Annotated in this window: 9 protein-coding genes; 3 read left to right on the top strand and 6 right to left on the bottom strand. The window is 38.8% G+C overall.

Annotated features, from left to right (window positions below):
• The first annotated feature begins 373 nt into the window (after positions 1-373).
• Positions 374-1,129 (top strand): amino acid ABC transporter permease, encoded by a 756-nt coding sequence (locus tag LIZ98_RS14685; RefSeq protein WP_227092642.1) that lies wholly within the window; start codon positions 374-376, stop codon positions 1,127-1,129.
• A 17-nt stretch (positions 1,130-1,146) separates the two neighbouring features.
• Entirely contained in the window at positions 1,147-1,890 is a 744-nt protein-coding gene (locus tag LIZ98_RS14680; RefSeq protein WP_304502984.1) for an amino acid ABC transporter ATP-binding protein, read from the top strand.
• A 117-nt stretch (positions 1,891-2,007) separates the two neighbouring features.
• Here LIZ98_RS14680 and LIZ98_RS14675 read toward each other — a convergent pair whose 3' ends face one another.
• The 4 genes from LIZ98_RS14675 to LIZ98_RS18065 form a co-directional block, all read right to left on the bottom strand.
• A complete protein-coding gene (locus tag LIZ98_RS14675) occupies positions 2,008-2,730 on the bottom strand; it encodes an exonuclease domain-containing protein (RefSeq protein WP_227140066.1) in 723 nt (240 codons plus the stop codon).
• Complete coding sequence (locus LIZ98_RS14670; RefSeq protein ID WP_216408004.1) at positions 2,720-3,700, bottom strand: DUF294 nucleotidyltransferase-like domain-containing protein; 981 nt, start codon at positions 3,698-3,700, stop codon at positions 2,720-2,722. The genes LIZ98_RS14675 and LIZ98_RS14670 overlap by 11 nt, the downstream gene beginning before the upstream one ends.
• 72 nt (positions 3,701-3,772) lie before the next feature.
• Positions 3,773-5,038 carry an ammonium transporter gene (locus LIZ98_RS14665; RefSeq protein ID WP_095141444.1) on the bottom strand — a complete coding sequence of 422 codons (1,266 nt, stop codon included), beginning with the start codon at positions 5,036-5,038 and terminating at the stop codon, positions 3,773-3,775.
• Positions 5,039-5,291: 253 nt separating this feature from the next.
• Complete coding sequence (locus tag LIZ98_RS18065; RefSeq protein WP_304502983.1) at positions 5,292-10,328, bottom strand: S8 family serine peptidase; 5,037 nt, start codon at positions 10,326-10,328, stop codon at positions 5,292-5,294.
• Between the two features lie 629 nt (positions 10,329-10,957).
• Between LIZ98_RS18065 and LIZ98_RS14645 the strand changes: the two genes are divergently transcribed.
• Positions 10,958-11,269 (top strand): nitrous oxide-stimulated promoter family protein, encoded by a 312-nt coding sequence (locus LIZ98_RS14645; RefSeq protein ID WP_034768279.1) that lies wholly within the window; start codon positions 10,958-10,960, stop codon positions 11,267-11,269.
• Between the two features lie 167 nt (positions 11,270-11,436).
• Here the strand turns inward: LIZ98_RS14645 and LIZ98_RS14640 are convergent, their stop codons facing one another.
• Positions 11,437-11,883 carry an OsmC family protein gene (locus LIZ98_RS14640; protein ID WP_034768282.1) on the bottom strand — a complete coding sequence of 149 codons (447 nt, stop codon included), beginning with the start codon at positions 11,881-11,883 and terminating at the stop codon, positions 11,437-11,439.
• A 74-nt stretch (positions 11,884-11,957) separates the two neighbouring features.
• Positions 11,958-12,605 carry a PAQR family membrane homeostasis protein TrhA gene (trhA, locus tag LIZ98_RS14635; RefSeq protein ID WP_041847296.1) on the bottom strand — a complete coding sequence of 216 codons (648 nt, stop codon included), beginning with the start codon at positions 12,603-12,605 and terminating at the stop codon, positions 11,958-11,960.
• Between the last annotated feature and the right edge of the window lie 198 nt (positions 12,606-12,803).

Below are 12,803 nucleotides of genomic sequence, written 5' to 3'. Positions count from 1 at the left end.
CTTCCATCAGTGGGGTTCTTCACCCCACTGATGGTTAGTTGAACCAATCGGGCACTTACGGGCTGTTACATACACCAGTACTGTTCTTGATTTTGTAAACTTTAAGGTGGGAGTTTTACAGCCCGTTTGTGCGGGATAAAGTGAAACTTCCATCAGTGGGGTTCTTCACCCCACTGATGGTTAGTTGAACCAATCGGGCACAAGCAGGCAGTCCGTCCCCACCGATCTTTTTTGTAAACTCGGGAAATCTTGAGATGGGCGTCTCGCCTCGCCGTTTAAAGTGGGATCAAACAAAAGAGAAAGGAAGCCACAGAAGTTTCTGTGGCTTTATACCTTTGAAGCGTTAAAAATTCTAAATTTTAGGAGGATCGATATGAGCTTCGATTGGATAATAAAGATTTTTACAGAAAATTGGCCAATGTTTATTAGAGGGGCCGGAATTACGCTCTTAATTGCATTGATCGGTACAATTATCGGTGCAATGATCGGATTAATTATCGGTGTGATCCGCACGATTCCGATTCCGGAAAAAGGAATGAAACGGGCTTTATTGAAGTTCATAAATGCGATTTTATCCATTTATATTGAAATTTTCCGTGGTACGCCAATGATTGTGCAGGCAATGGTTATTTATTACGGTATGGCCATAGCGTTTGGAATCGATATGGACCGATTACTTGCGGCATTTTTTATCGTTTCCATTAATACGGGGGCATATATGTCGGAAATTGTCCGTGGCGGGATTTTATCGATTGATAAAGGACAATTTGAGGCCGCCCACGCCATTGGTATGAATCACCTGCAAACGATGACCAATATCGTTTTGCCCCAGGTGTTACGGAATATTTTACCTGCCACCGGGAATGAATTTGTAATCAATATTAAAGATACCTCGGTTTTGAATGTCATCTCTGTTTCGGAACTGTTTTTTGCAACCAAATCGATTGCCGGAAACAACTTCAAATACTTTGAATCCTTCTTTATTGCTTCTGTTATTTATTTAATTATGACCTTTACGGTGACCCGGATTTTGCGCTATTTAGAACGAAAATTAGAAGGTCCGGAAAATTACAACTTAGCTGGAAACCAAATGCAGGTTGATACACCGAAAATTCCGTCTAATCATTAATGAAAGGGGGGTAACGAATGGAAACGATGATTACTGTTCGACATTTAAGTAAATCATTTGGAACTCATGAAGTTTTGAAAGATATTAATTTTTCCGTAAAAAAGGGGGAAGTTGTCAGTATTATTGGTTCTTCCGGTTCAGGAAAATCCACATTACTTCGTTGTATTAATCTTTTGGAAAAACCAACCGGCGGAGAAATTATTTATAAAGGTGAAAATATTTTGGATGATAAACATAATGTCAATCAATATCGAACAAAATTAGGGATGGTTTTCCAACAGTTTAACTTGTTTAATAACCATGATGTGTTGAATAACTGTATGGTCGGTCAGGTGAAAGTGTTGAAACGTTCCAAGGAAGAAGCACAGAAGTTAGCCATGAAATATTTGAAAGTCGTTGGCATGGATCAATACATTCACGCAAAACCAAAACATCTGTCTGGGGGGCAAAAGCAGCGGGTTGCAATTGCTCGGGCGCTCTGTATGGAACCGGATGTCATGCTCTTTGATGAACCTACGTCGGCTTTGGATCCGGAAATGGTCGGTGAAGTATTGAAGGTTATGAAAGAATTGGCGGAGAGCGGATTAACGATGCTGGTAGTCACGCACGAAATGGAATTTGCCCGCGAAGTATCCGATCGTGTTGTTTTTATGGATAAGGGTGTCATTGCCGAGGAGGGAACACCGGAGCAAATTTTCAATCATCCGACACAAGAGCGGACACGGGAATTTTTAAAACGGACATTAAAGCAAAATATTTAGATTTTACAATTTGAGGGATGGTTCATAAATGGATTTGAACACATCCCTTTTTTTGCTTCTGCTAATATGCCGGAGTTTCGGGCGGGAACTCGGGTCTGGGACGAGAGACCATTCCAACTATATCCGCTCGTACACATCCTTCAATGAATCTATACCTTTGTCTTTTACTTTTTCAATATAAACCGTCCAGAGTTTGGCGGCTAAAAGGGCATCACCGAGTGCATGATGGCGATTGATGACCGGAATCCCATTATGGTCACAGAGATCCTCCAATTTTACTAAATTCAGATCCGGTTCTGCTATCCGATATAAAAAAGAAGTGTCAATTATCCGTAGTTGCAGTGGTTTTCGGTATAATTTCCAAAAAATATTTTGCAGGAAGGATTTCTCATGTACTGCATGATGGGCAACAAGCGGGAGGTCTTTGCTGAAATGTAAAAATTGATCGATGACTCCGGGGAGGGTTGGTGCATTCAACAATTGGTCATTATTAATTCCAGTCAAAGTTTCAATTTCTGGAGATATTTCTTTTTCTGTATGAACAAGGGAATAAAAGGTTTCCTCTTCCCGAATTTCTCCGTGAATAATTTTTACAGCGCCAATGGATATCATTTCATCTCCCTGATACGGATAAAACCCCGTTGTTTCTATATCAAAAACGACTAAATCTAATCGATTGAACGGGATATGCAAAACATCTTTCTGTTTGATTTCCCTCTGCAATTGTCTCATGTAGGCCATTTGTTCTTTATTTTGTACAATGGGTCTTTCCGGCGATGTACCTGTGGAGAATTTATGTTGGATGCCCCGAAAGAATTCGATAAACGGTTCAAATGCCATTTTGAACACCTTTCTTTACTAGATTAATCGTCTGTTTATGCAGTTTTTGCCCCTCTTTTATAATCTGCTTTAATAACGCTTTTTGACGGTTTGATAAGTTCCGAGTGTTTAAATAATGGGAGTCTTCATAAGTGTCTTCTTTTATTGATAAAAGGCGAAGTTGCAGTAAAGCTTCAAAATGTTCCTTTTTTCCGTGCAATAATCGTGCCAATACCATGTTCTCCATTAGTCTGTCCATTCGATCACAAGTCGAAGTTTCGTATAGTCCTTCCTTGATGGCTAAAAGACGAATACTGTTAACATAGGGAAGGAATGCAGTGTATTTAATATTTATTGATCCATGATGTTCCCCTTTTTCTTCAATTAAAATATTCCCCATCGGTCCGACACCTTTTTTCGTATGCTTGACATTTTCAGCAAATCGAACAATTAATGCTCGATCGTCTTTTTGATATTGAAAAATCAAATCTTTTAACCGGTGGATCATTTGGTTAGTACCAACGATATTTCGGGCATCATAAAAGATTTGTAAATACCGGATCGTCTCCCAACTTTTTTCCTCCATCCATGAGTATAATTGTTTTTTCCAACTATCAAACGATTTACACCAGAGGGGATTGGAACTCATGATATTGCCGGTACAGTACGGATAACCGACTGCGTTCAATCCGTCCGAAAGTTCTTTTCCGAGTGTAAAAAAATAATCATGGTTTTCTTTATTTTCAATTTCATAAATAAGACCGTGGTCCTGGTCGCTTGTTACCCCCTGTTCCAAGCGACCGCCACTGCCTGTAATAAACCAAGAAAATTTGCACGGCGGCTGACCTTTATCTATTTTTTGTACCGCCGCTTCAAAAGTTTTTTTCATAACCGTATCATGAAAATCATTTAAGCTGCGTGTATCCGTCATAGATTCTCGGATATGTTGATCTTTCCACTCCTGGATCTTTCTATAAGAATGGTCAGTCATATGTGATCATCCTTTTCACATTCATAATCAAAAGAGGAGGGGAAGAAGTCTTCTCCTCTTATTCCCATTATATCAGGAACTTATTTTCGAAGTTGAATTAGCTGACATTTGTTCTGGATAGCCATAGCTTCCATGTTCGCTTATATCGAGACCCATGATTTCCTCTTCTTCTGATACGCGGATACCGACTAATTTTTTCATAACGAATAGGATGACAAAAGAAATGATAAATGCATATAAACCCGAAGTAACAACGCCTAATGCTTGAACGCCCAACTGATGGAGTCCGCCACCGTAAAACAATCCGGCCTGACCAACCGTTGCCAGTTCTTCTGTAGCGAAAAATCCGGTTGATAAGGTTCCCCACACACCGGCAGTTCCATGAACCGATAGTGCGAAAATCGGGTCATCAATTTTTCTCTTTTCAAAAAATCTAGCACTATAGAAAACTAGTACGCCGGCAATGAACCCGATGACAACTGCTGCCCATGGTTCAACAAAGGCGCAGGATGCGGTAATGGCAACTAAACCGGCCAATGCACCGTTTAAAAGCGTTGGGACATCAGGTTTTCCAAGTACCAGCCATGAAATGAATGTAGCTGCAACAGCACCGGCACCTGCCGCCAAATTCGTATTTAAGGCAACAAATCCGAAAAATGCCCCGTCGACAGAAACCGTACTACCTGCGTTAAATCCAAACCAGCCAACCCAAAGGATAAGGACAGCTAAAGCGGTATAAACTTGGTTATGCCCGGCAATATTATTGGCAGAGCCGTCTTTATTATATTTGCCAATCCGTGGTTTTAAAAGAATCGTAGCTGCAAGGGCCGCCATAGCACCGGTCAAGTGAACGACGGTAGAACCAGCGAAGTCTTGTTTCCCGTGTTCCGCTAACCAACCGCCGCCCCAAATCCAGTGGGCGATAACCGGATAGACAAGTATGCCAAAAAGAATCGTAAAGACAACATAAGCGGAAAATTTAGCCCGTTCAGCAAAACCGCCAAGAGCAATGGTGATGGAAATACCGGCGAATGCTAATTGAAATACGAAAAATACCGTGTCAGCCAAGCCCCCGTCCTCGGCTAACGCACCATTATAAAAGAAATCACTCATACCAACAAAAAAGTTTGCGTTATCGCCAAAAATAAATGCATAGCCGACAGCCCAGAAAACAATGGATGCTAAACCAAAAGTGAAAATGGTTTTACCGGCAATATGTCCCGCGTTCTTCATTCGAGTTGACCCGGCTTCCAGTAATATGAATCCAGCAATCATAAAAATAACTAAAATTGCACTAACCATGGTCCACAAACTGTTCATTAAATACATTTCATCCATTTATATTTCTCCTCCTTGTATAATTTTTATTACATTATTATGTTAGAAAACATAACATAATGTTTATAATACACATTTTAATATCATCGATTTGAATTGTCAATATGTTTTTGAAATTGTATGTAAGAAAATATAACATTCTTTTTAATAAAAAGGGGCGTTGTTGAGGGAAAATAAAGAAAACTCGGCATATGCCGAGTTTTCTTTAAGAGTGGGGGGTTCTTCTATAAACACCCCTATTTGATTTGTTGAATTACATCATTGTTTTTCTTTTTCTTCTGTATTGGAAATAGACAGCAGCTACACCAATCATAACGAGTACAAAACCAATGATAAAATAATTATTGTATGGTGTCGCTGTATTTGGCAATTCTCCGCCATTCTTTCCACTGTTTTGGTTGGAACCATCATAAATACTTTGGTTTTTATCGCCAGCATCTTTTGGACTAGGTCCCTTAGGATCTTCTTGTCCACTAGGATTTGGTTCTGGAACAGGATCTTGCCCGCCAGGATTTGTTGGTGGAACAGAATCTTGCTTATTCGGATCTTTTGCAAATACTGCGAATGTACTAAAATGATTTATCCCAACGGAAACTTTGCTGTCTTTATGCACCGCATTTGGTATAAGCTCCCATTTTTTCTTTTCTTCGTTGTAGTAATATACGTTTAGCTTGTCTGTGCTTTTAACTTTGTCCTTATCGACAGTAAACACGAGGATAATTGGCTCACCAAAATCACTCACTACCTTATCACCGGCATAAATGGTAAAGTCGTAAACGCCACTAACCGCTTGATCTGCACTGGCTACATCGTCTACTTTTCGTACGTCAATAGAAATATCCTCACCATCCGCTAAATTATTCGATGGGATTTGGATTTCGACAGCGTTATTCCGGATAATCAAAGATACTTGTTTTTCTTTTAGTGTTTTAATTTGATCTGCTGTTAGGAATACGCGTACTTTATCTGCTTTACCAAGTTCAATAATGAAGGTTCCGCCATTTTTCACTCTATCAATATCATCATCCGAAATTGTTGCTACACCATTTGCAATAGATGGTGTTGTAATAACGATCTCTTCTTTTTCCACAACTTTAATATTATCAATCGTAATAGTTTGTACTGCTTCTGCACCACCACTGTTTTTTGCATAAACAGTGTACGTTCCATTTTCAGTTACATCGAATTGTTTCGCTTCAAGGTCGATTGGATTTCCGGCATTATGAAAAGCGTCCACATTTTGTTTGCCTTCTAACCATTTTAATTCGACAAGCGCCGAAGTACTGTCTGCATCAACTTTAATAGATACCGGTCCCTCTGTTTCTTCCGTTGTAGAAGGTGTTAACGCAATACTTACCGCAGGAACGACAATATTGTTAATTTCAATGGTTTGAACTACTTCCACACCTTTACTATTTTTTACATAAACGGTATAGACACCGTTTGTAGTTACAGAAAAGCTGCTTTCTTCAAGATTAATTTCGTTTCCGGCATTGGCAAAGTCTTCCGTTGCCTTCTTGCCTTCCAACCACTTCATGGAAACAAGATCTGCTTCACTGTTCGTTTCAATTTTTACCGTAACCGGCCCTTCCGTCGGTTCAACTGTTGAAGGTGTTAGTGTAACGGTAAATTCATCAGCTGGTTTTGTGATATTTTCAATTTTTATCGTTTGGACAACTTCCGCGTTTTCACTATTTTTTGCATAAACCGTGTAGATACCATTTTCACTTACATCAAAGGTTTTCTTGTCTAGGTCGATAGCATATCCGGCATTAGCAAAATCTTCCGCTGTCTTTTCCCCTTGTAACCATTTAAGTGCCACAAGATCTGCTTTACTGTCTGTGTTAACAGAAATAGTAACCGGCCCTTCTGTTGGTTCAGTTGTTGAAGGTGTTAATGTAATTGCAAAATTCTCAGCTGGTTTTTTAATGTTTTCCACTGTAATGGTTTGAACAGCTTCTACATTCTCACTATTTTTCACATAGACAGTGTAGGTGCCGTTTTCTGTTACATTGAATTCACTCTTTTCAAGGTCAATGTCATTTCCGGCATTGGCAAAGTCTTCTACTGTTTTTTCTCCTTGTAACCATTTCATAGAAACTAGCGGAGATGTACTATCTGTGTCGACTTTTACTGTAACCGGCCCTTCTGTTGGTTCAGTCGTTGACGGTGTTAATGTAATGTGAACATCTTTTTGCTCGCCCTCAACGTTTAGTTTTACTTCCTTGTCACTAGCGTTTGCAACAATATCTTCTACATGTAGTGTTACTGTATTTTCGCCTGCTGGAAGTTTAGTTAAGGAAATCGCAAATGACCCATCTTGTTTTAGCGTAACAGGACCACTTCCCACATCATTTCCATCTTTATCCGTAACACGATAAGTGACGGTTAATTTCTCATTGACATCATATGGGATACCAAAAGCTTCCTCTACAGCGGACTTGAAATCAATAAATTTATCGTTAATGGAACCTGTAAGCTCGTATTCCGATCCTTTGATTTCTTCCGTCTTATTAAATTCGATTTCCGGTGTTGATGTTTTCACAAATAATGGACCGTCATCTGCAAGGAAAGTAATCGTTTCGTTTGCAAGATCCCATGAATTATAATCAACCGTGTATACGCCTTCCGGTATTTCGGTTTTTTCTCCCGTTTCCCAATCAAAGTATGTTCCATCAATTTTGAGTTTCCAATCCCCGGCTGGTAATGGCTGGAATGCAAAATAGCCTAAATAGCCATCGCCAAACGGTCCGCCACTCGGATTTTGAGCATCCCATAATTCAAGGGACATCAATTCTTCGTCACCTAACAAACCGAATTGGAGAGCGGTTTCTTCATATTTACCATCCCCATTTGGTGAGATTGCATTATCCAGAAGTTGGTAATATGATAACCCGGCTGGACCTGCTGTTGAGAAAGCGGCAGCGAATGGTAAGATTAACTTAGTCGTACCATTTGTCAAATGAATGTATCCAAGGATTTCATTATCTGGCGATTCCTCCCCGGCAGGAATAGTCAATGTTACATTTAGTGTTTCCGTTCCATTTAAAGTAAACGATGATTTATCTACGGTTACACGAGCATCTGCCATTTCACCTGTAGCTGCTTTAGTCACTTCCACACTGACATCAAAATTACTGGATTTATCTACCAAGTCTCTAACTTCAATTTGTTTGGTGATTTTTTTCTCACTTTCAGGATCTGGTGCAACTTTACCAAATGTCACCGTTCCTTTTTCATATTCAATTGTTTTTTCTTCAAAGGATGTTGTATCGAGTGCATAGGCAAGAGCTTCTGCATTCATGGCTTCAAGCGGTTGAGCACGTCCCGGACCTTGAGCAAATACATCATATAATTTAGTATCTAATTGTTTTGCTGTATTCGATATTGCTACTTTTACATCAAATGGTGTCCAATCAGGATTTTTTGATAAAAGTAATGCTGCTATACCTGCAACCTGTGGTGTAGCCATGCTTGTCCCGGTAAAACGATCATAGGCTTCAGAGTAATCAGCATCAGGGTAATCTTTTCCATAGGCCGGAACAGATGACATAATATTTGTTCCAGGTGCCGAGACATCTGGTTTAATGTCAAACGTTGGTGTAGATGGCCCGCGTGAACTGGAATCATTGATTTTATCCCCTTCAGTTGTGCCTTTTTCATATCCGCTAACGGTTACTTTTCCTGTTTTATTGGCTGTTGCCTCAATTGCTTTTCTAAATGCGTTCCCATCTTTTGTTGAAATGTCAAAGGTAGGAATAAAGGCAAATGAATTACCAAGTAAAATACCTGATGGTGCTTCACCAACATTATTATGAACCAGGAGACCCGCTGCACCATGATTTTTAGCTGCCGCAATTTTATCGACAAAAGGAATTTCTCCGCGTGATACGAGGGCAATTTTTCCTTTTACATCAAGACCTTCGTAGTCTGATTCCGTCCCAAAGCCGGGAACAGCTACGACGTCGTATTCACCTGTTAATGTTTCGGATGGATCTTTTCCAAATGTCCAGCCCATTAAACTTGCCTTGTATTCATCGCGAAAATCTCCCGCCTCAACAGTGAGTGTTGCTTGGTATGTTTCTTCTGGCAATGTCGAGTTTCCTACAGAAATTGCCAGTGCAGCAGATGCTGGGTTGCCAATCGTACTACGACCAGGACCGCTGTTTCCGGTTGCAACGACTGCAGTGACACCTGCTAATGTCGCGTTGTTAATAGCAATTGCATCTGGAGCGGTTTGGCTATTACTACCGCCACCTAAAGATAGATTGATTATATCCATATTTTCTTCAACTGCTTTGTCAATACCGGCAATTATTCCTGATGTTGAACCGCTGCCATATGCACCGAGTACACGATAAGCATACAAATCAACTTTTGGTGCAACTCCTTTAATGTTATATTTATTATTTCCTTGTGCAGCAATGATGCCTGCTACATGTGTTCCATGGGAAGTGTAAAAAGCATGTCCGTCTTCATCGAACTCTGGCATATTATCTGGTCTATCTTCCGGTGTTGTTTCATAGGGATCATCTTCTGCACGATCACGAGCATAATTACTCCCATGAATGATAAAATTATGGCCACCTTTATAAACGTCTTTCAATTCCGGATGGTTGTAATCAATTCCTGTATCAAGAACAGCAACTTTTACGCCTTGACCTTCATATCCCATCTTCCAAATTTCCGGGATCTTAAGGTGTGGATTACTGTCCATCATTGCTGCTTTTACCGTATCATCTTTTTTTACTTCCAATGCATGAACTTCTTCATCCGGGTGTATGCTTACAACCCCATTTAACTTTAACAGCTTCTGTAATTCGCTTTTATTTACGGTAAGTGACATCCCATTAAAAGCTTGATGGTATGTAAAGCCTTTTTTATAATTAATCTTTTCTGCTTTCAATTGTTTCTCAAATCTTGCTTGTTGATTTAGTACTTTGTTTTTAACAGTACTTGCCTGTTTTTGAGAGAAAGATTTACCCTTTACTGTTTGCTTTCCTTTTGCAAGTGCGACAGGTTCTTCGGAAAGCTGAACAATAACTTTAACTTTACCGTCACTTTTTGCCGTTTTTAAGGATGAAGCTAAATATGGATCTTTCTTTAAAAGCTCTTTTTGTTGATTGATGATATTTTTTAATTGTGAGATTCTTTCATCACTGTTTACTTGTTTACTAGATTGGATGTTCGTGTTTGTTTGAGCATGGGAAAATGCCGGTTGAAACAGTGTGAAAATAAGTATAAAGATTAGTAAACTGCTAAGTAATTTTTTAAAACCTTTCCTGTTCAATACTCCTTCCCCCTTTTTCCTTAGTGAATGAAAGTTTTTCAACGACTTTATCCCTTATTTGACAACACCCCCTTATATTCCCGACTTTTTACCTCTGTTAAATCAGGAAAGTAGTTTAATAGTATCATTTTTTTTTAAAATATCAATAGATAATTCAGAATAGGTCAAATGTTACATAAATGTCTTAATATTAGACATATTTTGCTATGATATACAGGAGGAGAAAAAGGTCAATTATCCAAAAGACCTAAATCTACCCTAAAATCAGACAAATTCAGATCATTTTTAACAGGTGCCTGACACGTCCAAAATTATTTTAAAAACGAAAATGATTGTTCTCTATTTTGCCTTCCAAAAAACTTGCACTATAGGATTAATAGAAACCTAGTATTTGAAAACTTCTATTGGCATAAAGATGGTTCTGCCAAATAGGTCGGCGTAAACCAAAGTTTCCAATGCTGAAGTTGTTTGGGCTCTTAAGGTAATTGTTAGCAACTTTTCAAAAAAGAGATTCTGACGGGGAGTTCCTTTGTGGTAACCTAAAATTACAGAGGTTGTTTTTAATTTTTCTATTGTACGAACTATGGGTAGATCAAATGCGTAGGACGTTTCATAAGGAGGGGACTCATATGAGGAAACTGAATGATGGTCCAAAAATTCAAGAGGAAAAAGAAACAGTGCAGAAAATGATCGAAATCTACTGTAGAAAAAAACATCACCAAAATGAATTATGTGATGACTGTCAAGATTTGTTACATTATGCACATAAACGATTATCTTATTGCCGGTTTGGAGAGGAAAAATCAGCTTGTTCCAATTGCAAAGTCCATTGTTACAAACCGGTTTATCGCCAAAAAATAAAGGCCGTCATGCGCTATTCCGGCCCGTGGATGCTTCTGTATCACCCGGTATATTCGGTTAAACATTTACTTAAAAAATGAAAGCTAGAAATCGACAATGACATCTGTAATCAGAAGGTCCCATGCTTTTGAAGAAATAAAATTGAATTGATACATGTACTACATCAGTGTCTTTTTAAAAAGTCAGATGGTGACCGGATAAAAAACATCCATGGTTGTTCGAGCAGCCATGGATGTACACACTTCATTTATCCTTTTTTAATTGTCACTTGCAATTCGAGTTCGACATTTCCTTGAATAGCTCTACTGATCATGCATGATTTTTCTGCTTTTTCCGCTAATCGTTGAGCTAATTTTTCATCCTCGAAAGTTGCATCTTCTTTTAAGATAATTGTTGGCCGATGAATGATTTTTTTATATGTAAATACACCATTCGTCACATCCACAATTCCTTCTGATTCCATCAATAAATCTTTTTTATCCAAATGACTTCTTTGCATCATGGCAGCAAGGGTAATGATATAGCAAGTTGCCGCAGCACCCAAAAGCATTTCATCCGGATTTGTTCCGACACCCGGTCCATCCATTTCCGGCGGGATGGAGATTTTGGTCACCAAATTCCCGACAGCAATATCACCAACGTCATTCCTTAACCCCGGCCAATGTGCCTGCAAATGAAAATGATGTTCTGCCAATTTTATACACTCCTTCAAAAAGGAAGCAAAACCCTAATGAAATGAGGGACCTGCTCCTAAATTCCGATAAACTATTATAACACAAATTCGTATACGCATAAGAAATGCATAAGACTTCCAAGCAAAATGAACAGATGAAAGATTTCATGAAAGCCCATATGTTTAAAGGTTAAAAATTTTGGCTTGGCTCCGTATATAATTCCGCCGATTGTGTAAATGACCCCGCCTAAAATTAAGAAAAGAACGCCACCAATATGAATTGATTTTGCTAGTGGAGAAATTGCAAAAATGGCAATCCAACCCATCCCGATATAAATCGCTGTTGATAACCACCTGGGACAGTTAAACCATACCATTTTAAACACAACCCCGGCAATTCCGAGTCCGGTTATAATTCCAAACATTGTCCAACCAAGCGTTCCCTTTAAGCTAATTAAACAAAGTGGTGTATAAGTTCCGGCAATTAATACAAAAATCATGGAATGGTCAATTTTTCGCAAAAAGGAAATCACTTTATTGTTAGAAATGACCCAATGATACGTTGTTGAAGCTGTATATAATAAAATTAAGCTAATGCCAAAAACGATGACAGCTGTCAAACTTGTAGCCGACCCGGAAGTTGTCACTACCTTAACAATCATAAGAACAAGCGCAGCAATTGATAAAAAAATCCCGACCAAATGCGTTAAACTATTGATTGGTTCACGAATATATTTTTCCAAAATAACATCTCCCTGTAATGATAAGTAGTTATTGAAACTACTTACAATGATACACCCACAACATGACACAGTCAATATTTACTCGGTGCAATTTTATCGAATCATTCATGAAAAAAATAATGTTCATAAATTCATAACTATAGTATAATCTTGAGTTTGACACTTGTAGAGCTCAAAAAGCTCCCGAAACGCTTATTT

The sequence above is a fragment of the Caldibacillus sp. 210928-DFI.2.18 genome, from assembly GCF_020554505.1.
Lineage (GTDB): Bacteria > Bacillota > Bacilli > Bacillales > Caldibacillaceae > Caldifermentibacillus > Caldifermentibacillus hisashii.
Note: the sequence above shows the minus strand (reverse complement) of the source record. Positions and strands in the feature narration are given on the sequence as shown.

What these genes read in the sequence shown, in the direction of transcription:
- LIZ98_RS14675 (WP_227140066.1), bottom strand. Translation starts at nt 2,730, where the DNA reads ATGGCATTTGAACCGTTTATCGAATTCTTTCGGGGCATCCAACATAAA.
- LIZ98_RS14665 (WP_095141444.1), bottom strand. Translation starts at nt 5,038, where the DNA reads ATGGATGAAATGTATTTAATGAACAGTTTGTGGACCATGGTTAGTGCA.
- LIZ98_RS14680 (WP_304502984.1), top strand. Translation starts at nt 1,147, where the DNA reads ATGGAAACGATGATTACTGTTCGACATTTAAGTAAATCATTTGGAACT.
- LIZ98_RS14645 (WP_034768279.1), top strand. Translation starts at nt 10,958, where the DNA reads ATGAGGAAACTGAATGATGGTCCAAAAATTCAAGAGGAAAAAGAAACA.
- LIZ98_RS14685 (WP_227092642.1), top strand. Translation starts at nt 374, where the DNA reads ATGAGCTTCGATTGGATAATAAAGATTTTTACAGAAAATTGGCCAATG.
- LIZ98_RS14670 (WP_216408004.1), bottom strand. Translation starts at nt 3,700, where the DNA reads ATGACTGACCATTCTTATAGAAAGATCCAGGAGTGGAAAGATCAACAT.